This is a genomic window from Thermococcus radiotolerans (genome assembly GCF_002214565.1).
In the GTDB taxonomy this organism is placed as follows: Archaea; Methanobacteriota_B; Thermococci; order Thermococcales; family Thermococcaceae; genus Thermococcus; species Thermococcus radiotolerans.
Genome location: NZ_CP015106.1, coordinates 589,777 through 611,733, shown reverse-complemented (window position 1 = coordinate 611,733; position 21,957 = coordinate 589,777). Strand labels below are relative to the sequence as shown.

The window sequence follows — 21,957 nt, the reverse complement described above, 5'->3', positions numbered from 1 at the left end:
CACCTCACTCCCTGAGGGCGTTCTTCAAGGCGATTTTGAAGTCCTCGACGTTGACGTAGGGCATCTCCACGTCCATCCTAACCGCGAAGAATTCGTCTATAATCTGCTCCAGCTCTTCGAGTTTGTGTCCTTCAAGCTCCCTTTCGAGCTCCTGGACGGTCTCCTCGGGGTGCATGAAGAAGTCTCCCGTAATCTTGACGTGCTCAGCAATACCCTCTCTCTCGTCGAATTCTATCCTTATCAGTCCCTTCTTGGCCTTGTGCTCTCCGACGTGGTGCTTCATACCCATCCCCAAAGTAAATCCCTCGGAGAACTTTTTAAAGGTTGGGTATAAGTGGTTGCGGTGGTGGGAATGGGATACGCTCAGGTTAAGGAGAATATCAGGCTCATCCTCCAGGAAACTCTGAAGGAAATGCTGGATGAGGCAGGAAAAGAGTGGGAAGGTGAGATAACCTTCGACGACACCCCGAGCATCGAGCTTGGCGACTTCGCAACGACGGTTTCCTTCCAGCTGGCGAGGGTTTTCAGGAAGGCGCCAAAGCTCATCGCAGAGGAGGTCGTTGAGAGGCTTATGGAGAAGTTACCCGAGGAAATTGCCGACGTCAGGGCCGTCAACGGCTACATCAACTTCTATCTCAACTACGACGTCTTCGGCAAAGCCCTCGTCCGCGAGATACTTGAGGAAGGGAACGCCTACGGAGAGGGCAAGATTGGGACTGGAAAGAAGGTCATCGTGGAGCACACCTCCGTGAACCCGACGAAGCCGTTTCACATGGGACACGCGAGGAACGCCGTCCTCGGCGATACTATGGCTCGGATAATGAGGAAGCTCGGCTACGCCGTCGAGGTTCAGAACTACATAGACGACCTCGGCGTCCAGTTTGCCCAGGTTCTCTGGGGCTATCTCCATCTGAAGGACGAGTTCGAGAGGCTTGAGGCCGAGCTGAGGGAGAAGGGCCTGAAGGAGGACTTCATCGATCACGTTATGGGACTGCTCTACGTCGAAGTGAACAAGCGCATAGAGGAGAACCCGGAGGTTGAGAAGGAAGTTCGCGAGCTGATGAAAAAGCTCGAAGAGGGAGGCAACGAGATAGCAGAAATCGGCAGGAAGCTCGCCGAGCGCGTTGTCAAGGCCCAGATGCTGACAACCTACCGCATGGGCATCACCTACGACCTCCTCAGCTGGGAGAGCGACATAATGAGGAGCGGAATCTTTGAGGAGGCCTACGAACTCATCGAGGCCAACGAGAACTTCTTCTGGGCCACGGAAGGCAAGTACAAGGGTGCCTTCGTGATGGATTTGAGGAGGCTCTTCCCGGACATGAAGAACCCCTTCCTCGTCCTCAAGAGGAGCGATGGGACTGCCACCTACACCGGCAAGGACATCGCCTACCATCTCTGGAAGTTCGGAAAGGTCAGCGCGGACATGCTCTACAAGCCCTGGGATAGTCATGAAGACCACGAGACCTGGACGACCGCCCCTGACGGGGAGGAGATGGCTGGAAGGTTTGGAAACGCGGATATAGTCATCAACGTCATCGGTGCCGAGCAGAAGCACCCGCAGATGGCGATAAAGTACGCCCTTCAGCTCCTCGGCTTCGAGGAGAGCGCGGAGAACTTCCACCACCTGGCTTACGAGCACGTGGTCAGGCCGGAGGGCAAGTTCTCGGGCAGGAAGGGAACTTGGGTCGGCTTCACGGTTGACGAGGTTCTCAACGAGGCCGTTCAGAGGGCTAGGGAACTTGTGGAGGAGAAGAACCCAAGTCTGAGCGACGCGGAGAAGGATAACATCGCGGAAGCCGTCGGCGTCGGCGCGGTTCGCTTCAACCTCGTCAAGTACAGCCCGGACAAAGTGATAACCTTCCGGTGGGAGGACGTCCTCAACTTCGAGGGGGAGAGCGCCCCCTACGTCCAGTACGCCCACGCGCGCTGTGCCTCGATCCTCCGGAAGGCCGGGGAGAGGGGCATAGAGACTGACTGGAAGGCGCTCCTTGAGAGGGCCGACTTCTCAAAGCTTACCAACAGGGAGAAAGAACTGGTGAAGCTCCTCGCCAAATTCCCTGAGATTGTGGAAGTTGCAGGAAAGGACGTTAAGCCCCACCTGATTCCGTGGTACGTCAACGAACTCGCTTCGCTCTTCAACAAGTTCTACATGGACCACCCGGTGCTCAAGGCGGAGGAAGGTATAGTGGAGGAGAGGCTGCTCCTCGTGCTTGCGGTAAAGCAGGTTCTCAGGAACGGGCTGGAACTGCTCGGCATAGAGGCGCCTGAGAAAATGTGATTTGGCGTTTCTAATTTTATTTTGTATCGGTACCGATACCTCTCAAACTCCCGGAACCCTAAAATACTCCCTCTCCCAAAAATCTTCGGTGGTCTCATGCGCGGTGTTATAGTGCCCCTTGTAACCCCTTTCAACGAGGACTACTCCATCGACGTCCAGGCCCTAGAGGAGCACCTCGAGTTTCTCCAGAAGGTTGGCGTTCATGGGATATTCATCAACGCGACAACAGGGGAGTTCACGAGTCTCAGCGTCGAGGAAAGAAAGTTCCTGGCCGAGAAGGGCAGGGAGCTCGTTAACGCGTCGTTCTACCTCGTGGGAACCGCGTCCTCCAACACCTTTGAGGTCGTTGAGCTTACGAAGCACGCCCAGGACATCGGAGCGGACTACGTCGTCATAGCACCCCCCTACTACTGCCCCCTGAACGACGAGGCCCTGTTTACACACTACTCGATGGTCGCCGAGAGAACCGATATTCCTATTATACTCTACAACATCCCTGCCTGCGCCAACCCGCTCAGTGTTTCCCTAATCAAACGCCTCGCTTTAGAGTACTCGAACATCTCCGGCGTCAAGGAGACCATTGACAGTGTCAACCACGTTCGTGACGTAATACTCGAGGTGAAGGGGGAGAGAAAGGACTTCAAGGTCTTCACCGGCCTCGACCAGCACTTCCTGAACACGCTCGTCCTCGGCGGGGACGGGGGAATAATGGCATGTGCCAACTTCGCTCCGGAGGTTCATCTGGCCCTCTACAAGGCCTTTCAGGAAAAGAGGTTCGAAGAAGCCTTCGAGCACGCGAGAAGACTGGCAAAGCTGTCGATGGTCTACGACCTCGCCTCATCCTTCGGCTCCGCGATAAAGCTCGCAATGTCGCTCAGGGGATTCTCGATAAAGCCGGTCCTCAGACCCCCGTATCTGATGGATGGGGAGGACGTAAAAGAGGGAATAAGAAAGCTACTCGCCGAGGTGCTGGGCTGAGCTCACTGAATCTTGTACCTGAGGAAGGCTCCGAGGCCTCCGAAGGCCTTGTAGAACTGCTGGCCCTCGTCCGTGTCGAGGGATATTATCTCGACTTCGGAGCCGCTCTCCTCCGCCATTTTTATGAACTCCTCTGCAACGTCCCACTTCTCAAAGCTTATGTTCTGACTGCCGCACTTGGGGCAGTGGGTGAGCTTCTTCCTGTAGACGTGGAACTCCTGCTCGCTCATGGTCTTCTCTTCCTGCCAGCCGCAGTTGTTGCACTTTGCCCTAACGCGAACCTTGTCGTAGCCCTCGCTGAGCAGGAGCGTGTCAACGGCACCGAGCTCAAGGGCCTTCCTTACCTCCTTCTCACCGTAGGTTATCATCCCGGTGTCCTTGACGAGGTGCCTGAAGAAGTCCTGTATAAGGTGCCTCTCCTTGACCGCCTCGTGGTCCTTGAGTATGTCGCTGGCCTTCTCGACGAGCTCCCTCAGACCGTACTCGCCGTGGTAGCTGATATCCACGACACCGATGACCTTCTTTCGAAGCTCGTGGTGGAGGTAGTCCCCATCAACGAACTCCTCCTTGGTCGGCCCAGGGCCGCCGATGATTATTCCTCTGAGCTCGCCCTTCTCAAGGAGCGGGAGAAAGGCCTTGTTGGCATGCTCGCCAATGCGCTTCATGAACTCGTGAGTCTCCTGCTCGCGAATCCTCTCGTAACGCCTCGCCGACTGACCACCGGCGCGGGTCTTTCCGGGAACGTTTGAAGTCAGCTCGTCGATGACGTCAATGCGCTTTCCTCTGAGGAGGCCTATCGTCGCTTCGTTCTTCTCGACGGTGATGAGGCCGTAGGCGTCCTTTACGCGGAGCATCTCCTCAAGGGGTTCGGTTATAAAGGTCTGGTCACATCGATAGAGCCTGACCTTCAGCGGCTCGGGTGGGACTATCGCCCAGAGCTTTATGTCGCTGACGCCCTCCTGCTCGCTGACGTTGCCAACGAAGAGGGCCAAACCCGTCTCGGGCGTCTTGCGGTAGAGCTTGAGGTGCTGCATGGCCCTCTCAAGGGCGCCGAGAACGTTCTTTCGAGTTGATTTGGACTTGATGTTCTGCGCCGTTCCGTACTCCTCTCGCAGCTGCTGCATGACCTTGTTTATGTCGTATCCGGCGGGAATATATAGACTAACCAGCTCGGTTGCCCGACCTCGATAGCTCTTCAGCTCATCGACCTTCTTCTTGAGTTCGTACATTTCAGCTGACTTGTGAGACATGAGCATCACTCCCCTGAGAATTCTCTCCCGGACGAAGAAAACGCGAGGAATTTATAAAAGTTTAGGAAGAAGCGGCTAGAACCAGTAGACTATTATGAGTGCTATAACTCCCAGTATGCCGCCAATGGCCACCACGAGCACGTTAAGTGCAGTCAGTGGCACGTCCGATATTCCTATCCAGTTCGTGAACCACAGTATTATCAGGCCGATTATCGCGTTGGCCACTAGGTACTTGATTATGCCGAAGCCGACCTTGACCACCAGCAGGATGGCCAGGAACAGGAAAAACAGGAACAGTAGCTCCGATATCATGGTATCACCTGAAGTAGTTAATACTGAACCATCCTTATTAACCTTTCGCAGAAACTGGAACGAAAGCGAAAATAAATCAATGGGATTTCAAATCACGAAAGTTTTTCGAGGGTCTCCTTGGCTATCTCTCCCAGCGGGACCCACTTTTTGCCCTCGAATGGGAGTATCACCTTGTCCTCAACGTTGACGAGCTCTTCAACGTATTCCTTCGCCTCGCTGGCTCCCAGCTCGCCCAAGAGCATCAATGCAAAGCCTTTGGTGTTCTTGTCACCTTCTTTGAGCTCTTCTATGAGATCCTCAACAATGGTGCCCTTCAGCCCCATAATTTTGTCAGGGAATCTGCGGGCGAGCTCGTACGAAAGAATCATCGCGTTTTCCTTCACGTAGGGGTTCCTGTTTTTGGTCAGCTCGATGGCTTTTGGAAATACCTTGTCCAGATGTGGCTCGATGACGTCTCCCCTCTGCTCGACTACCATTCCAATTATCAGGAGCGCGTCTCCTCTGATACCGGGTGCGTTGTCGTCCAGAAGTTCTATGAGCGCGTTCAGGGCTTTTTTGTCCCTTACTGCCATTGAAACTATCTCATCAAAGCATTCCTCTTCTATGAGCTTTTTTATTTTATCTTTCTTTGAACCGAAGGATAGGAAACCCATACTCATCACCTAGAATAAAGCTAAAGGTGACACCCTAAAAAGTTTACCTTGTCACTCCGTGGCGTTACTCAGGTTCTGAAGGTTCTCTGATATCTCTTCACCGGTGCTGTTCATCTGCGATCCCGCCCATCTGGCAAGGCCCTTGATTCCAATGAGGTGAAGTACCACTACAGCAGCTATTATTATACCTGCAGCAACCATCAAGAGATATTCTAAAGAACCTTGAGCTCGTTTAGCCATTTTTGAACCTCCAAGATTAACTTAATCCAGAGCAAAATTAAAAAGAAGCATTAAAACAAGTTCAACTACCACTCATGTTCTCAAACGTGCTGTTTATATCTCCTTCCGCGCTTGAGATTGTGGACTCCGCAGTGCTGGTCCTACCCCTCAGCTGCCTGACCACAATCAGGATTATTATCAGGGCAGCTGCAATCATAAACAGGTACTCGATGGCACCTTGGGCTTTCCTCTTCATGTTATTCACCCCCGAAGGATTACTTCATACATTAATGCACTAAAAAAGCTTATATAGCTTTCTCCTCAAATTTAAGTCAAATCTCCCCAATACTGCAGAAAGCCCAGGGGTGGTCGCGTGGAATTATTGGCAATTCAATCGGAGTCTGTTAACATTGAAGATTGTGTAAAGGATGTGGTGGTAAAGTCGAGAGATCTACTATCCGATCGGGGAGGCGTTATATATTCTTCAAAGATCCATCTTACTTTCGGAGCTTTTATGAACCTTACGGTAACTCTTCTACTCGATCCCCATGGTAACGCGCGAAAGGGCGTCCTGGCCGATTACTCTCCCGGCAAGCACAAGGAGGATGCGATTCAAAAAGTGCTGGAAAAGCTCAACCGGGCCCTCCCGCAGAATGCCAAGATCGTTGATTTTGAGATTGGAACTTATACAACACCCGTTACCAGGAGAACCTACGCGGTCGCCGTCGCGGTCTACAACGCACCCCTCGAGGTCAAAGCCTTTGATGAGTACACCATCAAGGAGCGGCGCGAGCTCCTTGCCAAGGTTCTCAGGGATTTCAACTACAACCCCAAGGTCCTCAACATATCTGAGATAGCGAGGATGTTCGGCGTTTCGAGGGATTCCATATACTACGACATCGAGCAGATACTCAAGGAGGGGAAGAAGATCAGCCGCTGACCCACAGCGGCCGTGGCGTCGCCGAGATAACGAATATTGCCATCGCAATAATGGCCAGGAGGAGTCTCTTTCTGGATATCGGGGAGACCTCATCAAGCGCCCCGGGGTTTCCAACCGAGCCCATTAGAAGAACCAGCATTCCCCAGATGAGCCATCCAATCCAGAGGAAGCTCATTCCTATGAGGACGAGTCCGACGACCATTGTTAAATACCTGTGGGCCTTCTCCCCGAGGAAGGAGCGCGCTATATGCCCTCCATCGAGCTGGGCCGCCGGGATGAGGTTAAGGAAGGTCACCAGAATCCCGACCCATCCCGCGATGGCGACCGGATGAAGGAACACGACGCTGTTCTCGGGGAACGTCACCACGTACTTCTCAATTAACATGAAAAAGAGGTTCTCGCCGAAGACTATCCCTCCCTCTGTGGGGGGAACAAGGTGCTGGGGTATCGGCACTGAGAGCTTCAGCCCTATTATACTCACGGGTATAGCGACCAGAAAGCCGGCTATGGGGCCGCTGACGCCGAGGTCTATGGCGGCGTTCCTAGTTGGTAGGGGGGATTTGACCCTTATGACCGCTCCAAGGGTTCCCAGCATGCTGGGGAACGGTATGAAGTAGGGCATCGTTGCCCTGACGCCGTGGTAGGCCGCGGCGATCTTGTGGCCCAGCTCGTGGGTTCCGAGTATGGCCATTACGCTTATGGAAAACGCCACTGCGTTAACGTAGGGATTCCTTATCCCGGGAAGGTTGTAGTAATCGAGCAGCTGGATGTAGAGGGATGAGAGGTAGTAGCCCGCGAACAGTGTCGTGAATATTGTGGCTATCAGAAAAATCCACGGGAGCCACCGATTGTCCTCCTTTATCCCCTGGGCAGGGAACACGAACAGTAGAATATCACCACCGCGCTTTTTGAGCGCCGCCCAGTAGCCGAGCTCCTCCAGTTCACTCAGAACTCTCTCAAAGTTCTCCTCCCGAATCTCACGAACCTTAAACACGAAAACCCTTCCGTCTATTCTCTCAAGCTCTGCATCGTAAAATTCCTTAACTTTCCTCTCAACGGCCTCAGGAAGGAATGGGACATCGTGGTGAAGGGGAAGCGTCAGCTCTTCTGGTTCCGTTTGGAACTCCACTAGAACCATGTCCCCGCCGCATTTAGGACAGCCTTTCTCGATGAGGGGCTCCGTGGAATCCAGCACCTCCCTGTGCCCGCAGTTGATGCACTCGTAGACTCCCCTCGGCATTTTGACTCCCTGAAAAGGAATTGACTGAAGGCTTAAAAAGGCTATTCCTCAATTTCGACCAGTCCCTCGTCGGCGTTAACGGTGACTCTCTTCCCGCTCCTGAGCTTCGAGACGTCCACCCCATCCACCATTGGAATTCCGGCTATTATGGCCCCTGTCGCGACTATGGTCTCCGCTTCGCCGACGATTATAGCCTTAGGCGCCTTGCCGTTCTTCTTGAGTGCATAGATAACATAAGAACCAACGGTTGAGCCCTTTCCCCTTGGAAACGCCAGTATCTTGCCCGCGATGCTCTGCCCCCTGATGTCGCTCTCCGCGTCCGTCACGATTCCCGTCTCGGGGTCAACACCACCGAGGAACGATAGAGGTTTCTGGGAGACTACCAGCTCCCCCTCGGCCTTTCCCCCGACTATCTTCCTTCCCTGGAGCCTCATGCTACCACCTCACGGCGCCTCCATTATCAGGTTCTCGGCATCGTCGAGCCTCACGCTGAATCCAAAGGAGCGGAAGTAGAACGCCGATTTACCGCTGTTGGTGGCTACCCCATTGTACCATCCCTTGATTGGGGACACGACGAAGCAGACGTCCGGAATAATGCGACCGTTGTAGCGTTCTATCGTTTCTGTGTATCCGAGCGCATCGGCCAGAGCCTTGACCGCCCTGCCCGCCGTGATGAACAGCGGAATCTTCAGGGGTTTCCCGCGGATTCTCAGAAGCTCCGCCACCTCTTTTATCTCCGCAAGGGAGGCGTGGGGGCAGCCGATGAGTATCATGTCTATCTCACTCCAGTCGTCTGAGAAAGCCTCTTTTACAGCCCGTATGTCGCCCTCCTCCACCGCTATCGTTTCGAGTTTATCGGCAATGGCCCAGCGATACTCCGGGGTCTCTCCCTCAACGTGGTAGAGCGCTATCGAGCCACTCGCGGCCATCGCTGCACCCATCTCCTTGAGGTACTCGACGTTCGATGGTCTGAGTCCCTTGAAGTAGGGGACATCGTTGCCGAGGACTTTACCGAGGTGGTAGCCGAGAGCTGAGTAGTCTACGAAGGTTTCTACCCTGGCATCGACAGTAATCACAACCGTGGCTTTTCGGTTCTCGTCCAGATGGAAGCCATAGTTCGGGGTTTTGCCCACTATAGCTGCGGCCAGGCTTGACGGGCCACCTTCGCGATTCGTCCTTGCCCCAAGTATGGAGTTTGCAAAACTTACCGCGGAACTCTCGCTCCAGGCCAGGTGGTCACCGAACTTTGGAAGGTTTGCGCCGTAGTAAGGCGTGCAGGTGGAGGTAATCTCGATGCCCATCCTTCTGTAGAGTTCGAGAACTTCCATCTGTTTCTCCATGAACTCGTCGTCGCCTATGCCGGCTGGATTGAGCGTTGTGTAAACGGAAACCTTTGCCCCAGCATCGGCGAAATCCCTCAGAAACTCCATTCCGGCATCGCCGATGTTCTTGTAGGAAACACCCGCGATTTGGGCGCTTTTGATCGGAATGAGTCTCTCCGCACCGTAGATTTCACCGAGGGCGACCAGTATCTCCATGGCCTTCTGGAGTGCGTAGCCGTACTCCCCGGCGAGTATGAGCTCCTCCTCCTTCGTTAGATACATGTCACCACCTATTTGGTTCGACGCTTTGTTGCTTATAAGCCCTTCTTCCACTTTCAGAAGTCAGGGTGATATCAAAATTACTCAGAAATTTTTATAGTATTTTGAAGACAATAAGTAATGCCCAACTATCGGGAGGTGCCCATGATGAGACTTAGTGTTAGAAAACTGGCAATTGTTTTGTTTTTGGTTCTCTGTAGTGTACTAGCGACTCCCGCGATGGTCTACGGGGCCGACACCTACGACGTCGTGCTGTCGGACAGCGGACCAACGTTCTACGCCACCAAGAATGTGGGCATATGGCCGTTCACATACACCTTCAAGATGCAGGGTAAAGTGATATCGTACTCGACCTCTTGGTACTCCGGCTCCGGATACTCGCAGATATCGTTTCCCTTCGTGGGGCTCTACTCTCTGGACTACGCCTACGTTCGCCTCAGCAACAGCGCCGGCTTTTACAGGTCCTGGACCTACCACCAGGGCAGTTTCACCTGCAACTTCTACTACCCGTACCTCAGCGACGCTGACGGCGGTCCAAGCTCCAAGCTGACCATGAAGTGGCACTATGAATTCGTGGGGGATTTGGGTTCCTACTGAGGGGGTGATGTGAATGAGGAGGTATCTCGTCCTGCTGTTCGTGTTGGTTCTCCTTGGAGGGATGCTGGGAGCAGCCTATGCCGTTTCGCAGCCGCCCTCACAGAAGGCACTCGCCTCTGCAATGGGAAGCATGAACAAGTACCAGTTCGTCCGTGAGATTGACTTCGACCAGTACAGGGTTTACGTGGTTAACAACGGGGGCTCAAACGTCCTCAAGAAGGACTTTGAGTACCACGGCAAAGTCGTGACGACGGGGGCAGTTGACATGGTACGGGGCGTTGTTACGGAGTCGGAGGAGTATTACATCAACGGCTCGTTGGCGATGCATGGCCAGATAACCGTCAACCTGCTCACGGGCGATGTTTCGGGAACCGTAACCCTTGCGGATGGAACCACCATGGACGTTAAGGAGCTCTGGGAGAAGTATTACGGGGTAGACAGCGACACGGCGGTGGACATGATACGGGGAAGCCTTCCCACACTGGCCTTCAGGGATGCGCTCCTCAACTCCCGCGACCTCAGGAAGGTTAAGAGCTCAGTTTCCCTATCTGACAGGATACTGATGGGACTGGGTCTCAAGGAGAAGCTCTTTGAGTACGAGTTCACCACGAAATCGGGCAAGACCTGGCACGTCTTCGTCGACTCCAGCGGCGTTCCGCGCAGGTTTGAGTTCGAGACGGAGGATTCAAAGATCGTCGTCCACATAACGCCCATGGGATGAGGAGCACGGCAACCCCTTTTTACTCTTTTATTCCTTGCAATCCCATCGTTCCGTTCACTCCCGCAAAATTTATAAACCCTGCACGGTTCACTAACTACGGGTCGAGCAGCGGGGTGGGGCAGCTAGGAGTGCCCGCCGGGCTCATAACCCGGAGGTCGGAGGTTCAAATCCTCCCCCCGCTATTTTGTTCGAATGTGTACATTTGTACGTTCTCTACAGCCTTCCCAGTTCCCTTAAGCCATTTTCCAGTTTGGCTTGTTTTCTTGAAATCGAGAATCCAATGTTTTGGAGGTATTTGAGCACGCTATCCCTGCGGTGAATTCTTATCTCGTACAGATCGTTGCTGTAATGGTAGATTTTGCCCCGAATATTTACGGGAGTTCCTTTCTTTTGATGAAGATAGATCTTTGAGTGTATTTTGAGTCCATCCAAAAGATCCTGGCATAATCTGAGAACTTCAGTATCGTAGTTTGATGCGCTTACGTATAGCATTTTAGACTTCTTAGAAAAGATTACCGTGCCCTCACTGTCAAAGAATCCCCTCAGGAACTCCTTTGGATATGCTCTGGCAACTTCGAAAAGCTTCTCTTTCGGCCCTTTCAAGAACATGAACAGTTCCTTGTTGGTAACCTCGACCCACCACCTGTTGGCTCTGCTGCGGTTGTGCTCAAAGCCCGCTCTCGGATTTGCTCCAATGGCTCTCAAAGCCTTCTCGAAATTCTGGGCGAAATCCCTGTCGATGACCTTCAGGCGGATTCTGTACTGATAGTTTCTCTCGCTGACGGAGGCATCGCCAAGATAGGCCCCAACGATGTAGGCCAGTTCTGGAGAGGGTTCTAGATTGACACGCTTGGTTTTGTTAAACGTGTTGTGAGTTCCCTTGCACCACCGTAAAACTGTTGCCTTTGAGACTGAAACGTTGAACTCTTCAGCCAATTCTTGTGTGATCTTTAGGTAGCTCATTCCTGACTCACGGAGTTGGAGCGCACGTTCCTGTATTCTTTCCACTTCTGAGGGCAGGAGGCCCCTTAATGTCCGCATATAACTATTTTAACTCGTTTACTTAAAACTTTTTTGCCTCGTAAACACTGCGGGCAAACCTTTTTAAACCTCTCCTCAATTCCCAACGCGAAGGGGCGGCTGGCGGGAGCTGGCCGTCACCGGGAGGTGTATGATATGGCAAGAATACACGCGAGAAAGAGGGGTAAATCAGGTTCTAAGAGGCCTCCGAGGACCGCTCCGCCGACGTGGGTGGAGTACACGGCGGAGGAGGTCGAGGGGCTCGTTATTAAGCTCAGGAAGGAAGGCTACAGCGCTGCTATGATAGGAACCATCCTCAGGGACCAGTACGGCATCCCGAGCGTCAAGCTCATCACCGGCAAGAAGATAACCAAGATCCTCGAGGAGAATGGCCTCGCACCGCAGCTTCCGGAGGACCTCATGTCCCTCATCAGGAAGGCGGTTAAGCTCAGGAAGCACCTCGAACAGCACCCGAAGGACAAGCACTCCAGGAGGGGCCTTCAGCTCACCGAGAGCAAGATCAGGCGCCTCGTCAAGTACTACAGGAGAACCGGCAAGCTGCCCGCCAAGTGGCGCTACGATCCGGAGCAGGCCAAGCTCCTGGTTCGCTGATCCCCTTTCCTTCTTATAAGGTGGTAAAATGGACCGGGGCGCTTTCTTGGAGAAGGCCCGCGAGGGAGCAGAGCTAATCAAGATGCACATCGAGCTAGGGCACACTATCAGGATAATCTCCCACCGTGACGCCGATGGGATAACCGCCGGTGCCGTTCTGGCCAGGGCCGTTGCCCGTGAGGGTGGGACCTTCCAGCTCAGTATAGTCAAGCAGCTCAGTGAGGAGCTCGTTCAGGAGCTCGCCTCGGAGAAGCACAGGATATACGTCTTCAGCGACCTTGGGAGCGGCTCAATAAGCCTGATCGAGAAGCACCTCGAGGGGGCAACCGTCGTCGTTGCCGACCATCATCCCCCCGAGAAGGACGAGTTCTCCACGGATTCTCACGTGCTGGTGAATCCCGTTCCATTCGGCGCCAACAGCGTTCGGGACCTCAGTGGTTCTGGCGTCGCCTACTTCGTCGCCAAGGAGATGAACGAGAGGAACATGGACATGGCGTACGTTGCCATCGTCGGCGCCGTTGGTGACATGCAGGAGATAGACGGAACCTTCCATGGGCTCAACAACGACATACTCGAAGACGGGAAGAAGCTGGATATCCTGGAGGTTAGGAAGGAGCTCCGCCTCTTTGGAAGGGAGAGCCGGCCGCTCTATCAGATGCTCGCTTACGCCACCCATCCGGAGATTCCAGAGGTCACCGGGGACGAGAGGAAGGCAATAGAGTGGCTCCGTGCCAGGGGCTTTGACCCAGACATGAGGTACTGGCAGCTCCGCGAGGAGGAGAAGAGGAAGCTCCACGATGCGCTGGTGATACACCTCATCAAGCATGGTGCCCCAAAGGAGGCAATAGACCGGCTCATCGGCGACGTGGTGATAAGTCCACTCTACCCTGAGGGCGATCCCAGACACGAGGCGAGGGAGTTTGCGACGCTCCTCAACGCCACCGGTCGCTTAAACGCCGGGACCCTGGGCGTTGCCATATGCCTCGGCGACGAGGATGCCTACAAGCGCGCCAGAAAGATGCTGGAGGACTACAAGAGGGAGCAGATAGAGGCCAGGAAGTTCCTCATCCAGAACTGGAGCATGGCCGACGAGGGGGAGCATGCCTACGTCTTCTACGCCGGCAAAAACATCAGGGACACGCTCGTTGGAATAGCCGCCAACATAGCGATAAACGCCGGCCTCGCCGACCCGGAGAAGCCGGTGGTCGTTATAGCGGACAGCGATGAGGATGAGAACCTCGTGAAGGGTTCCGCAAGAACAACCGAGAAAGCCCTGGCGAAGGGATATCACCTTGGAGAGGCGCTCAGAGAGGTCGCGGAGAAGCTTGGCGGTGAGGGCGGAGGACACGCAATAGCCGCTGGAATCCGCTTCCCGAAGGACAGGCTGGACGAGTTCATAAGGCTCTTCAACGAGGCGCTTGGAAAGCAGGTGGAGGGAAAGGGCAGTGAAGATTGAGGCCAGGGCGGAGATAGTCTGGCACTACGGCGACCCTGGAAGGGCCGAGGCGATAGCCGAGGCACTCGAAGTGGACAACGTGGGCCTTCCTGAGAGCCTAAAGAAAAGTTTAAATGTGCTAACCCGATGGGAAGATGGGGACGTTATAACAAAGGTTAAATACTCGGGTGAGATTGAGACACTCATCAAAGCGCTGGACGATTTGGTGTTTTCAATCAAAATCGCCGAAGATGTTACCGAAAAGGTGTGAACTGGAGGTGTTGAGATGGCAAAGGGTAACCCAAGGAAGAGGGCTGCTGCTACCAAGGATAAGTGGAAGATGAAAGAGTGGTACATAGTTTACGCTCCGGACTTCTTCGGAAGCAAGGAGATCGGCCTCACCCCCGCCGACGACCCCGAGAAGGTCATCGGAAGGGTCATCGAGACCACCCTCAAGGACCTCACCGGCGACTTCACCAAGGGCCAGGTCAAGCTCTACTTCCAGATCTACGACGTCAAGGGTCAGAATGCCTACACCAAGTTCAAGGGCCACACCCTCGCGAGGAGCTACATCCGCTCGCTCGTCAGGAGAAGAACCACCAGGGTTGACGGCATATTCAACGTCACTACCAAGGACGGCTACAAGCTCCGCGTCATGGGTATGGTCATAGCCTACAGGCGCATCCAGACCAGCCAAGAGAGGGCAATAAGGGAGATCATCAAGGAGATCATCTACAAGAAGGCCGAGGAGCTCAACTACAAGGACTTCATCCTCGAGGCCGTCAGCGGCAAGATGGGCGCCGAGATGGCCAAGGAGGCGCGCAAGATATACCCGATCAAGAGGGCCGAGATCAGGAAGATCAAGGTTCTCGCCGAGCCGGAGGCTTGATGCCTCCCAATTCTATTCTCCCGTCGTTCGGCTACTCGGCAGACTTTTAAGCACCCGACCGCTTCTTCTCCCGGAGGTGCGGTTATGAAGTTCATAGTCAAGACCCAGCGAGGAATGGAGAGTGTCGCCGCCAACTACATCAGGGAAATCTTACCTGATGCCCGCGTTTGGGCGTCCCCAATGGGCTATTACGGTCTGGTCATCGTCGAGACGGACGGGGAAAAGGCCGCTGAGGAGATACTGGAGATACCGGAGGTCGAGAGGCTGATTCCGGTCATCGTTGAGGTTCCGGCCGAGCTTGAAAAAATAGTCGAAAGCGCCGAGAAACTCGCCCCTATGATCAAGGAGAGCGAGACCTTCGCCGTGAAGACCAAGAGGCGCGGAAAGCACGGGTTCACCAGCATGGACGTTAACCGCGAACTGGGCGCTAGAATACGGGAGCTCACGAATGCCGATGTAAACCTCAGCTGGCCGGACAAGGTTGTTCAGGTTGAGATAATCGGTGACAAAGCTTACATCTCCGTGGTCCCGGGTGAGGAGTTCAGGAAGTTCACGCCCGATAAGATAGACGCGAGAAAACTTTTCCGCAAGGTTACACTCGTTCAGATGCCCTACTGGGGAGACTATAAGGCCTGCCGATCCTTCGGTGAGAAGATTGGAAGGGCTGCGCAGGCCTTTGAGGTGGAGGAATTGATCATCGCCCCCAAGGAGAAGATGGACGCCTTCGAGCTGGCGGAGTTCATAAAGGGGGTCAGAATCGGTCAGGAGAGCAGATACCAGATACAGCGCGAGGCCTATCCTTGGAAGGTGGAAAAGGTTCCGGTGAGCGTCTGGGACCTCTATCAGGTCGTCAGGGACAAGAGACGGGGCAAGAGGCTGCTCATCATCACCGACCCCAAGGGGCCGACCCTTGCAGAGGTAAAGGAGAAGCTCGCCAAGGACATGTTCTACGCGAAGGAAGTCGTAATCTTCGTCGGCTCCCGTGAGGGCATCCCGCGCGGCCTTTTCAGGTTCGCCGACTACGTGGTTGACCTCGCACCGTACATGACGTTCGCCACGGAGCACGGCATTCCGGCCGCACTCGTCTCGCTCTGGGAGGTTTACGAGGAGTACGCAAGGAAGCGGGAGGAAAAGGCCTAATTTTTCTTTAATTCTTCAATTCTCGAATTATGTTTGATGAGGCGTCAGACCCTAAGGTCCTCCTCACTGCTCGGGAATCCGCCGTAGTCATCATCCGCCGAGAAAAGTTCTCGCGGTGATTTTAAAACTTCACGCGAGGAGGTAGAGGAGTCCGGCGCCGATGAATCCTCCGAGGAGACTCGCGAGGAAGTTCGTTGAGTTGTTGTCCGTTATCCCCTCGTTCTCAAGGGTTGCCCCTATGAGGCTGTCCAGGTTGACTCCGATGAATCCTCCGAGGGTAACCGCGAGGAGCATCGTGGCCTTTTCAGCCGTCACGGGGAGCGCAAAGAGGCCCATTATGAGGGCGCCTGCGAGTGCGAACAGCTCTCCCGCCCATGAGACGGCACCGTTGGTACCGGGTTTCGCGGGTCTTAGTGTCGTGATAAGCTTCGGGCTCTTTCCGAAGATTTTACCGAGCTCACTGGCGAGGGTATCGCCGTTAGCGGTTGCAATCGCGGCGAAACTGGCGGCCCAGAAAACGTCCATATGGGAGAAGTACTCGAAGGCGAGGAAAATGAGCGCCGCCAGCCCGTTGCCGAGGACGTTGCCCCAGCTCCTTATTCCATTCCTGCTCTGGGCGGCACCGAGCTTGGCCTTCTCCCTGAATTTGTACTTGGTGGCCAGAACGCCGAGAACCACGAAGGTCAGAAGCGCGGCGAATGGGTACACTCCCCCCAGCTCGATAACCGAGAGCCCGAGGAGTGCCGCTGCAACGGCCCCCTTAGCGTCAAGTGCCTTGAACCTATAGGAACCAAAGCCGAGCCCTGCAACCACTGCAATGTCCACTGCCGCTCTCTCAAACATCTCTGCCACCTGGGAGAAGTGCAGGCGGGGGCTTTATTATTCTTTCCCTCGGCGGTTGACGAAGGAAATAAAGGGAATTAAAGAACCTCGAACTTAACGGTCTCGGTCACGAAGGTTATGTCGAGCTTGTCAATGCCCGGTATCTTCTTGGAGACCTCGTTTATGATCTTCTCAAGCTCCTTCATATCCTTGGGCCCAACGATGTGGATTACAAGGGTGTGGGAACCGAGCGCACGCTCTATTATCTTGATGTTCTCATCCTCAACGAGGGCGGGGATTATCTCGTCTACGTTGACCGAGGGCTTGACTGTGATTCCGAGGATTACGTGAACGTAACCGAGGGCGTCGTAGTTGGGTATCACGGTGTACTTCTTTATGATGCCGTTTCTCTCCAGACGATCCATCCTGCGGGATATCCTCTGCCTAGTGGTGCCGAGAATTTCGGCAAGCTCCTTGTAGGTAAGGCGGGCGTTCTTGGCGAGGAGCTTCAAAATCTTTACATCTATTCCGTTTATTTTATCAGCCATGTCTCCACCTCCCCCGAATTATGGTGGAAATTGAGCGCCCGATTATAAAAATGTTTCGATAAGTTGGAAGATTTCTAACCACTTAGTAACTCGTGCCTCCACGCCCTCGTATAACCCAATTATATGGTAGTTCATTGTGTTACAAATTCACGGCACACTTAATGTAGATTTCATACGTTGTTCCAGCGGTCCCTGTCCCGTTCCCTGTACTTCTCTATGGTCTCCCTGATGGCCTCCGTGATGTCCACATCATAGTAATTGGCGATGCAGGAGAGTGCAAAGGCAACGTCGCCGAGCTCTTCTTTCAGGCGCTCCCTGTCCCCTGAGCCCTTGACGCCCTCCACCTTCAGCAGCTCGTCCGCAAGTTCCCCGATCTCCTCCATCAGGGCAGCGAGCATCTCAAACGGCTTCCAGTACCCCCCGAACTCCATGACGATTCTGTCAACTTCCCGCTGGAGGTCGTTCATGGCCTTACACCAGCTCAATGCTGATCATGTCGAGGTACCTCTTAAGGGCCTCGGTGTTGGTCCTGTAGAAGTGCATCTTGCCTTCTTTCCTCTCCTCGATCAGTCCAAGGCTCTTGAGCGTGCGTAGGTGGTGGCTTATGAGGGTCTGGTCCTTCTCGAGTATCATTGAGATAAGGCACACGCACAGCCAGTTGTCCCTCAGGAGCTTGAGTATTCTGAGACGGAGTGGATTCGAAATAGCCTTCAGGAACTTTATCGCGTCGCTTTCCACCTGGAGGTCAACTTCCCTGTCCAGGTCAGGGATTCCACAGGTTTCCGCGCACTGCAGGACTGTTCTCTTCTGCTTCTCGTTCAGCCCGTCCAGAAGGTCCTTAATCTTCATGGGCAACACCTGTAACTGAATTATGGCTGGTTTCCTTTTAAGAATTTTCACATGATGTTATTCTACAACCTCAATCCCGAGTCTGCTTCCGTCGCTGCGGTACGCCCTTACGCTGTCCTCGGTAAATGGATAGGCGATTATCATGTGAACTCCCCCGAATTTTGAGAAGAAGTTCAAATCCGCCTGGGACGGCCAGGGACTCGGGCCAGGGTGGGAATGAACGGTGCCCTTGATGCTCTCGTCGTAGGGCAGCATCCATGTGTCAAAGAACGCGGAGCTACTCCCGAAATGTGGGTTTGGGGCTATCAAAACCTCCTCAAATACCCCGTCCCTCTCCCGCAGAAAGCCCGCGAACTCGTTGGGATAGAAGTCGCGGGCGAGCTCCAGCAGGTACTCCAGGAGCTCGCGTCTGATCCTTACCGCTTCCATTTCGCTCACCGAAAAATGTTAAAAATTCAAAGGACCGCTATGGCTTCTATCTCCACGTCAACGCCTTTTGGAAGGTTTGAAACTTCAACGACTGCCCTGGCGGGCTTGGATTCGGAGAAGTAGTGGTTGTAGACCTCGTTGAATCTGGCGTAGTTGCCCATGTCCCTGATGTACACCGTCACCTTCACCACGTTCTCGGCCCTTCCACCAGCGGCCTCGACGACCGCCAGGAGGTTTTTGAGCGCCTGTTCCGCCTGCTTCTCGATGTCGCCGGTAACGAGTTCCCCGGTTTCGGGGTTTATTGGTATCTGCCCCGAGACGAAGAGGAACCTTCCTTCCGCGATTATTCCCTGGCTGTACGGCCCTATCGGCTTCGGGGCCCTTTCGGTGAGAACCGTCTCCTTCCTCATGCTTTCACCTCCAGAGGGAATGGAAATCAGCGAAGCGAAGACTCCTCATCGGTTCCCCTCGGGTGTCCTCGGCCTCATCACGGCGGTTCATTTCTTCTCCAGGTACTTCTCAAGGCTCTTGGCCGGGACGTCCAGGGAGAGGCCTATCTTCTCAAGGGCCTTCCTCAGGGCGTAAACTTTTGCATGCTCCTGGAACGGGCCGGGGGCATAGTTCTCGGCAGGGAAGTGCTTGTACTTCTCCACAACGGCCGGGATTTCGGCCTTCTTAACCTTCTTGAACTCGCCGAACCAGGCGTCTATGCCTTTGAGGTCGATGCCCGCATAGACCGGGAGCTTGAGCGTGATGCTCTCGTTTATGCTCGCCAAAAGCCGCGCGACGTCTGCCATCGGCGTTTTGTCATCGATTATGAGCCTTCTAACGGCCCTCCACTTGCCGTGCTCCGCGCTGAGATGGAATGCCGTGAAGTTCACGTGGTCCTCGTTGTACGGAAAGACTATCCTGACCTCTCTCAGGGGCTCTTCCGGATACTCCACGGGGACCTTCTTCGAGAGCACTTCCCTCACGAGGATGGCCTTGGCCACGTCAACGAGGTGCTTCCTGAGCTTTTTGTCCTCCTCGAAGACTAGGGCACCGAGCTTCCTTGCCGTTCCGGGCGACTTGAGGGCGACAATGGCATCGCTCAAATCCTTCTTTCCGATTTCCTCCGCGAGGCTCATTATCCCCGCGACGTTCATGACCTCCGTCAGGTACTCGGGTATCTTGGCGTTGACCGTGTTGGAGATGCTGGCCAAGAAGTGGGCCACCTTCTCGTCTTCCATGTCGATCAGCCTGTCGGCCACCTTCCAGCTCCCATGATGCGCCGTGAACACAATCTGATCCTCAACCTTCATCGCTTCCACCAAGGGTTATGGATGGCAAGGCCTATTTTAGCTTTTTCTTGACCTTCTCAAAAAAGTTATAAATCGCCCCGAGCATTCCAATTTGAGAGAGTGGAAGAGGGAAGCAAAATGGGGGAAGACGAGAAGGTCAATAGGGAAGCCCTGGCCCCCAGGGAATATGGAGAGAGGCTTGAGCTAGGCATGGAGTTCAGCACGACCGAGGAGGTCAAGGTTCCCGAGAAGCTCATTGACCAGGTCATAGGACAGGAGCACGCGGTTGAAGTCATCAGAACCGCGGCGAACCAAAAAAGGCACGTTCTTCTCATAGGTGAGCCGGGTACCGGCAAGTCAATGCTCGGTCAGGCGATGGCGGAGCTGTTGCCCACGGAGAACCTGGAGGACATACTCGTCTTTCCAAACCCTGAAGACGAGAACATGCCCAAGATAAAGACCGTCCCCGCCTGCCAGGGGCGGCGGATAGTCGAGAAGTACCGCGAGAAGGCCAAGGGGCAGGAGAGTATAAAATCCTACATCCTTCTGTTCGTCATGTTCACGGTCATGCTCGCCCTGTTTATAGACTTCAGCGCGACCACGCTCCTCATGGGCCTCTTCGTTGTAATACTCACGATAATGGCGCTCTCGAACATGCGCCTCAAGGGCTCAGTCCTCGTTCCCAAGCTACTCGTTGACAACTGCGGAAGGAACAAGGCACCGTTCATAGACGCGACCGGTGCCCACGCCGGAGCGCTCCTCGGTGACGTGCGCCACGACCCGTTCCAGAGCGGCGGTCTGGGAACGCCCGCCCACGAGCGCGTTGAGCCGGGAATGATACACCGCGCCCACAGGGGCGTCCTGTTCATAGATGAGGTGGCGACGCTGAGCCTCAAGATGCAGCAGAACCTCCTCACGGCGATGCAGGAGAAGAAGTTCCCGATAACCGGCCAGAGCGAGATGTCGAGCGGTGCCATGGTCAGGACCGAGCCGGTCCCGTGTGACTTCGTCCTCGTCGCGGCCGGAAACCTCGACACCGTTGACAAGATGCATCCGGCTCTGCGCTCCCGTATCAGGGGCTACGGTTACGAGGTCTACATGCGCACCACGATGCCGGACACCATAGAGAACAGGCGCAAGCTCATCCAGTTCGTTGCCCAAGAGGTCATACGCGACGGCAAGATACCCCACTTCACGCGCGACGCCGTTGAGGAGATAGTCAGGGAGGCACAGAAGCGCGCCGGCAGGAAGGGGCACCTGACCCTACGCCTGCGCGACCTCGGCGGTATCGTGAGGGCCGCTGGGGACATAGCGGTCAAGAAGGGCAAGAAGTACGTTGACCGTGAGGACGTTCTTGAGGCCGTCAGGATGGCGAAGCCGCTCGAGAAGCAGCTCGCGGACTGGTACATCGAGCGCAAGAAGGAGTATCAGGTCATCAAGACCGAAGGGAGCGAGATTGGAAGGGTCAATGGCCTTGCAGTGATAGGCGAGCAGAGCGGTATAGTGCTCCCGATTGAGGCCGTCGTTGCCCCGGCAGCGAGCAAGGAGGAGGGCAAGATTATAGTCACCGGAAAGCTCGGCGAGATAGCCAAGGAAGCCGTGCAGAACGTCTCGGCGATAATCAAGCGCTATAAGGGTGAGGACATAAGCAGATACGACATCCACGTCCAGTTCCTCCAGACCTACGAGGGCGTGGAGGGCGATTCGGCGAGCATAAGCGTTGCCACCGCCGTCATTTCCGCCCTCGAGGAGATACCCATACGGCAGGACGTGGCGATGACCGGTTCGCTCAGCGTTCGCGGTGAGGTGCTCCCGATAGGCGGTGCGACGCCGAAGATAGAGGCCGCCATAGAGGCGGGCATAACGACGGTGATAATCCCCAAGAGCAACGAGAAGGATGTGTTCCTCAGCAAGGACAAGGCGGAAAAGGTGCAGATATTCCCGGTTGAGACCATAGACGAGGTGCTCGAGATAGCCCTCGAGGAGAGCGAGAAGAAGAGGGAGCTTCTCAGGCGCATAAGGGAGGCTCTCCCGCTTTCTCTCTGAGCTTTTTTAACTTTTCCCGGGAACATCTGCTTCATAGTCTTCTACACCTTTGTCCAGAAATGCTTAAAAAACGGACAGTCGAGGTAAGGCTGGAG

General features: G+C 54.6%; 28 protein-coding genes and 1 tRNA gene. 12 read left to right on the top strand and 17 right to left on the bottom strand.

Annotated elements, in window-relative coordinates; translation table 11 throughout:
• Positions 1-4: 4 nt before the first annotated feature.
• A complete protein-coding gene (locus A3L10_RS03325) occupies positions 5-283 on the bottom strand; it encodes a lipoate protein ligase C-terminal domain-containing protein (RefSeq protein ID WP_088866393.1) in 279 nt (92 codons plus the stop codon).
• Positions 284-352: 69 nt separating this feature from the next.
• Between A3L10_RS03325 and A3L10_RS03320 the strand changes: the two genes are divergently transcribed.
• Positions 353-2,281 carry an arginine--tRNA ligase gene (locus A3L10_RS03320; protein WP_088866392.1) on the top strand — a complete coding sequence of 643 codons (1,929 nt, stop codon included), beginning with the start codon at positions 353-355 and terminating at the stop codon, positions 2,279-2,281.
• A gap of 96 nt (positions 2,282-2,377) precedes the next feature.
• On the top strand, positions 2,378-3,259 hold the full coding sequence (locus A3L10_RS03315; protein ID WP_088866391.1) for a dihydrodipicolinate synthase family protein: 882 nt from the start codon (positions 2,378-2,380) through the stop codon (positions 3,257-3,259).
• A 2-nt stretch (positions 3,260-3,261) separates the two neighbouring features.
• Here A3L10_RS03315 and prf1 read toward each other — a convergent pair whose 3' ends face one another.
• From prf1 to A3L10_RS03290, 5 genes are all read right to left on the bottom strand, one after another.
• Entirely contained in the window at positions 3,262-4,509 is a 1,248-nt protein-coding gene (prf1, locus tag A3L10_RS03310; RefSeq protein WP_088866390.1) for a peptide chain release factor aRF-1, read from the bottom strand.
• Positions 4,510-4,584: 75 nt separating this feature from the next.
• A complete protein-coding gene (locus tag A3L10_RS03305; protein WP_088180226.1) occupies positions 4,585-4,821 on the bottom strand; it encodes a pro-sigmaK processing inhibitor BofA family protein in 237 nt (78 codons plus the stop codon).
• Positions 4,822-4,913: 92 nt separating this feature from the next.
• Positions 4,914-5,474: a HEAT repeat domain-containing protein gene (locus A3L10_RS03300; RefSeq protein ID WP_088866389.1), complete on the bottom strand. Its 561-nt coding sequence runs from the start codon at positions 5,472-5,474 to the stop codon at positions 4,914-4,916.
• A gap of 51 nt (positions 5,475-5,525) precedes the next feature.
• Positions 5,526-5,714, bottom strand: coding sequence for a class III signal peptide-containing protein (locus A3L10_RS03295; protein ID WP_088866388.1), 189 nt, complete (start codon positions 5,712-5,714; stop codon positions 5,526-5,528).
• Positions 5,715-5,775: 61 nt separating this feature from the next.
• Positions 5,776-5,949 carry a class III signal peptide-containing protein gene (locus A3L10_RS03290; protein ID WP_088866387.1) on the bottom strand — a complete coding sequence of 58 codons (174 nt, stop codon included), beginning with the start codon at positions 5,947-5,949 and terminating at the stop codon, positions 5,776-5,778.
• Between the two features lie 258 nt (positions 5,950-6,207).
• On the opposite strand from A3L10_RS03290, the gene A3L10_RS03285 reads away from it, so the two are divergent.
• Entirely contained in the window at positions 6,208-6,633 is a 426-nt protein-coding gene (locus A3L10_RS03285; RefSeq protein ID WP_088866386.1) for an HTH domain-containing protein, read from the top strand.
• Here the strand turns inward: A3L10_RS03285 and A3L10_RS03280 are convergent.
• Genes A3L10_RS03280 through A3L10_RS03270 form a run of 3 tightly spaced genes read right to left on the bottom strand, consistent with a single transcriptional unit; the run spans position 6,623 to position 9,477 of the window.
• Positions 6,623-7,873, bottom strand: coding sequence for a site-2 protease family protein (locus A3L10_RS03280; protein WP_088866385.1), 1,251 nt, complete (start codon positions 7,871-7,873; stop codon positions 6,623-6,625). The genes A3L10_RS03285 and A3L10_RS03280 overlap by 11 nt on opposite strands.
• Before the next feature lie 41 nt (positions 7,874-7,914).
• Entirely contained in the window at positions 7,915-8,307 is a 393-nt protein-coding gene (locus A3L10_RS03275; protein WP_088866384.1) for a DUF126 domain-containing protein, read from the bottom strand.
• Positions 8,308-8,316: 9 nt separating this feature from the next.
• Positions 8,317-9,477 (bottom strand): aconitase X catalytic domain-containing protein, encoded by a 1,161-nt coding sequence (locus A3L10_RS03270; protein ID WP_088866383.1) that lies wholly within the window; start codon positions 9,475-9,477, stop codon positions 8,317-8,319.
• Positions 9,478-9,621: 144 nt separating this feature from the next.
• Here A3L10_RS03270 and A3L10_RS03265 point away from each other — a divergent pair, with 144 nt between their 5' ends.
• From A3L10_RS03265 to A3L10_RS03255, 3 genes are all read left to right on the top strand, one after another.
• Positions 9,622-10,071: a hypothetical protein gene (locus A3L10_RS03265; protein WP_157726879.1), complete on the top strand. Its 450-nt coding sequence runs from the start codon at positions 9,622-9,624 to the stop codon at positions 10,069-10,071.
• A gap of 13 nt (positions 10,072-10,084) precedes the next feature.
• A complete protein-coding gene (locus A3L10_RS03260) occupies positions 10,085-10,792 on the top strand; it encodes a hypothetical protein (RefSeq protein ID WP_088866381.1) in 708 nt (235 codons plus the stop codon).
• 107 nt (positions 10,793-10,899) lie between these two features.
• Positions 10,900-10,974: transfer RNA gene (locus A3L10_RS03255), tRNA-Met, on the top strand.
• A gap of 31 nt (positions 10,975-11,005) precedes the next feature.
• On the opposite strand, the gene A3L10_RS03250 is transcribed toward A3L10_RS03255, so the two are convergent.
• Entirely contained in the window at positions 11,006-11,833 is an 828-nt protein-coding gene (locus tag A3L10_RS03250) for an LAGLIDADG family homing endonuclease (protein WP_088866380.1), read from the bottom strand.
• Between the two features lie 135 nt (positions 11,834-11,968).
• On the opposite strand from A3L10_RS03250, the gene A3L10_RS03245 reads away from it, so the two are divergent.
• The 5 genes from A3L10_RS03245 to A3L10_RS03225 all read left to right on the top strand — a co-directional run bounded on the left by A3L10_RS03245 (position 11,969) and on the right by A3L10_RS03225 (position 15,888).
• Positions 11,969-12,424 (top strand): 30S ribosomal protein S15, encoded by a 456-nt coding sequence (locus tag A3L10_RS03245; RefSeq protein ID WP_088180237.1) that lies wholly within the window; start codon positions 11,969-11,971, stop codon positions 12,422-12,424.
• 28 nt (positions 12,425-12,452) lie between these two features.
• A complete protein-coding gene (locus tag A3L10_RS03240) occupies positions 12,453-13,880 on the top strand; it encodes a DHHA1 domain-containing protein (protein ID WP_088866379.1) in 1,428 nt (475 codons plus the stop codon).
• A complete protein-coding gene (locus A3L10_RS03235; RefSeq protein WP_088180239.1) occupies positions 13,870-14,130 on the top strand; it encodes a KEOPS complex subunit Pcc1 in 261 nt (86 codons plus the stop codon). The genes A3L10_RS03240 and A3L10_RS03235 overlap by 11 nt, the downstream gene beginning before the upstream one ends.
• A 15-nt stretch (positions 14,131-14,145) precedes the next feature.
• Positions 14,146-14,748, top strand: a complete 603-nt coding sequence (locus A3L10_RS03230; RefSeq protein WP_088180240.1) for a 30S ribosomal protein S3ae — start codon at positions 14,146-14,148, stop codon at positions 14,746-14,748.
• Positions 14,749-14,832: 84 nt separating this feature from the next.
• On the top strand, positions 14,833-15,888 hold the full coding sequence (locus A3L10_RS03225; protein ID WP_088866378.1) for an SPOUT family RNA methylase: 1,056 nt from the start codon (positions 14,833-14,835) through the stop codon (positions 15,886-15,888).
• 129 nt (positions 15,889-16,017) lie between these two features.
• Here A3L10_RS03225 and A3L10_RS03220 read toward each other — a convergent pair whose 3' ends face one another.
• The 7 genes from A3L10_RS03220 to A3L10_RS03190 all read right to left on the bottom strand — a co-directional run bounded on the left by A3L10_RS03220 (position 16,018) and on the right by A3L10_RS03190 (position 19,837).
• Positions 16,018-16,731, bottom strand: a complete 714-nt coding sequence (locus A3L10_RS03220; RefSeq protein WP_088866377.1) for a DUF92 domain-containing protein — start codon at positions 16,729-16,731, stop codon at positions 16,018-16,020.
• A gap of 77 nt (positions 16,732-16,808) precedes the next feature.
• A complete protein-coding gene (locus A3L10_RS03215; protein ID WP_088866376.1) occupies positions 16,809-17,258 on the bottom strand; it encodes an Lrp/AsnC family transcriptional regulator in 450 nt (149 codons plus the stop codon).
• A 170-nt stretch (positions 17,259-17,428) separates the two neighbouring features.
• Positions 17,429-17,725 carry a MazG nucleotide pyrophosphohydrolase domain-containing protein gene (locus A3L10_RS03210; RefSeq protein WP_088866375.1) on the bottom strand — a complete coding sequence of 99 codons (297 nt, stop codon included), beginning with the start codon at positions 17,723-17,725 and terminating at the stop codon, positions 17,429-17,431.
• 4 nt (positions 17,726-17,729) lie between these two features.
• Positions 17,730-18,107 (bottom strand): ArsR/SmtB family transcription factor, encoded by a 378-nt coding sequence (locus A3L10_RS03205; RefSeq protein ID WP_088866374.1) that lies wholly within the window; start codon positions 18,105-18,107, stop codon positions 17,730-17,732.
• A 57-nt stretch (positions 18,108-18,164) separates the two neighbouring features.
• Entirely contained in the window at positions 18,165-18,536 is a 372-nt protein-coding gene (locus A3L10_RS03200) for a Mov34/MPN/PAD-1 family protein (protein ID WP_088866373.1), read from the bottom strand.
• Positions 18,537-18,562: 26 nt separating this feature from the next.
• The gene (locus tag A3L10_RS03195) at positions 18,563-18,946 is read right to left on the bottom strand and encodes a RidA family protein (protein WP_088866372.1); all 384 of its coding nucleotides are present in this window, start codon (positions 18,944-18,946) and stop codon (positions 18,563-18,565) included.
• A gap of 87 nt (positions 18,947-19,033) precedes the next feature.
• Positions 19,034-19,837 (bottom strand): DUF2666 family protein, encoded by an 804-nt coding sequence (locus tag A3L10_RS03190; protein WP_088866371.1) that lies wholly within the window; start codon positions 19,835-19,837, stop codon positions 19,034-19,036.
• A gap of 117 nt (positions 19,838-19,954) precedes the next feature.
• Here A3L10_RS03190 and lonB point away from each other — a divergent pair, with 117 nt between their 5' ends.
• A complete protein-coding gene (gene lonB / locus A3L10_RS03185; protein ID WP_088866370.1) occupies positions 19,955-21,862 on the top strand; it encodes an ATP-dependent protease LonB in 1,908 nt (635 codons plus the stop codon).
• Positions 21,863-21,957: the final 95 nt, after the last annotated feature.

Excerpts from the sequence above, each read along its gene's own strand:
- lonB (WP_088866370.1), top strand. The coding sequence starts at position 19,955 with ATGGGGGAAGACGAGAAGGTCAATAGGGAAGCCCTGGCCCCCAGGGAA.
- A3L10_RS03215 (WP_088866376.1), bottom strand. The coding sequence starts at position 17,258 with ATGGCTGATAAAATAAACGGAATAGATGTAAAGATTTTGAAGCTCCTC.
- A3L10_RS03250 (WP_088866380.1), bottom strand. The coding sequence starts at position 11,833 with ATGCGGACATTAAGGGGCCTCCTGCCCTCAGAAGTGGAAAGAATACAG.
- A3L10_RS03285 (WP_088866386.1), top strand. The coding sequence starts at position 6,208 with ATGAACCTTACGGTAACTCTTCTACTCGATCCCCATGGTAACGCGCGA.
- A3L10_RS03230 (WP_088180240.1), top strand. The coding sequence starts at position 14,146 with ATGGCAAAGGGTAACCCAAGGAAGAGGGCTGCTGCTACCAAGGATAAG.
- A3L10_RS03275 (WP_088866384.1), bottom strand. The coding sequence starts at position 8,307 with ATGAGGCTCCAGGGAAGGAAGATAGTCGGGGGAAAGGCCGAGGGGGAG.
- A3L10_RS03240 (WP_088866379.1), top strand. The coding sequence starts at position 12,453 with ATGGACCGGGGCGCTTTCTTGGAGAAGGCCCGCGAGGGAGCAGAGCTA.
- A3L10_RS03300 (WP_088866389.1), bottom strand. The coding sequence starts at position 5,474 with ATGGGTTTCCTATCCTTCGGTTCAAAGAAAGATAAAATAAAAAAGCTC.
- A3L10_RS03320 (WP_088866392.1), top strand. The coding sequence starts at position 353 with ATGGGATACGCTCAGGTTAAGGAGAATATCAGGCTCATCCTCCAGGAA.
- A3L10_RS03195 (WP_088866372.1), bottom strand. The coding sequence starts at position 18,946 with ATGAGGAAGGAGACGGTTCTCACCGAAAGGGCCCCGAAGCCGATAGGG.
- A3L10_RS03295 (WP_088866388.1), bottom strand. The coding sequence starts at position 5,714 with ATGGCTAAACGAGCTCAAGGTTCTTTAGAATATCTCTTGATGGTTGCT.
- A3L10_RS03325 (WP_088866393.1), bottom strand. The coding sequence starts at position 283 with ATGAAGCACCACGTCGGAGAGCACAAGGCCAAGAAGGGACTGATAAGG.
- A3L10_RS03190 (WP_088866371.1), bottom strand. The coding sequence starts at position 19,837 with ATGAAGGTTGAGGATCAGATTGTGTTCACGGCGCATCATGGGAGCTGG.
- A3L10_RS03200 (WP_088866373.1), bottom strand. The coding sequence starts at position 18,536 with ATGGAAGCGGTAAGGATCAGACGCGAGCTCCTGGAGTACCTGCTGGAG.
- A3L10_RS03225 (WP_088866378.1), top strand. The coding sequence starts at position 14,833 with ATGAAGTTCATAGTCAAGACCCAGCGAGGAATGGAGAGTGTCGCCGCC.
- A3L10_RS03210 (WP_088866375.1), bottom strand. The coding sequence starts at position 17,725 with ATGAACGACCTCCAGCGGGAAGTTGACAGAATCGTCATGGAGTTCGGG.
- prf1 (WP_088866390.1), bottom strand. The coding sequence starts at position 4,509 with ATGTCTCACAAGTCAGCTGAAATGTACGAACTCAAGAAGAAGGTCGAT.
- A3L10_RS03315 (WP_088866391.1), top strand. The coding sequence starts at position 2,378 with ATGCGCGGTGTTATAGTGCCCCTTGTAACCCCTTTCAACGAGGACTAC.
- A3L10_RS03290 (WP_088866387.1), bottom strand. The coding sequence starts at position 5,949 with ATGAAGAGGAAAGCCCAAGGTGCCATCGAGTACCTGTTTATGATTGCA.
- A3L10_RS03220 (WP_088866377.1), bottom strand. The coding sequence starts at position 16,731 with ATGTTTGAGAGAGCGGCAGTGGACATTGCAGTGGTTGCAGGGCTCGGC.
- A3L10_RS03245 (WP_088180237.1), top strand. The coding sequence starts at position 11,969 with ATGGCAAGAATACACGCGAGAAAGAGGGGTAAATCAGGTTCTAAGAGG.
- A3L10_RS03305 (WP_088180226.1), bottom strand. The coding sequence starts at position 4,821 with ATGATATCGGAGCTACTGTTCCTGTTTTTCCTGTTCCTGGCCATCCTG.
- A3L10_RS03280 (WP_088866385.1), bottom strand. The coding sequence starts at position 7,873 with ATGCCGAGGGGAGTCTACGAGTGCATCAACTGCGGGCACAGGGAGGTG.
- A3L10_RS03265 (WP_157726879.1), top strand. The coding sequence starts at position 9,622 with ATGAGACTTAGTGTTAGAAAACTGGCAATTGTTTTGTTTTTGGTTCTC.
- A3L10_RS03270 (WP_088866383.1), bottom strand. The coding sequence starts at position 9,477 with ATGTATCTAACGAAGGAGGAGGAGCTCATACTCGCCGGGGAGTACGGC.
- A3L10_RS03205 (WP_088866374.1), bottom strand. The coding sequence starts at position 18,107 with ATGAAGATTAAGGACCTTCTGGACGGGCTGAACGAGAAGCAGAAGAGA.
- A3L10_RS03260 (WP_088866381.1), top strand. The coding sequence starts at position 10,085 with ATGAGGAGGTATCTCGTCCTGCTGTTCGTGTTGGTTCTCCTTGGAGGG.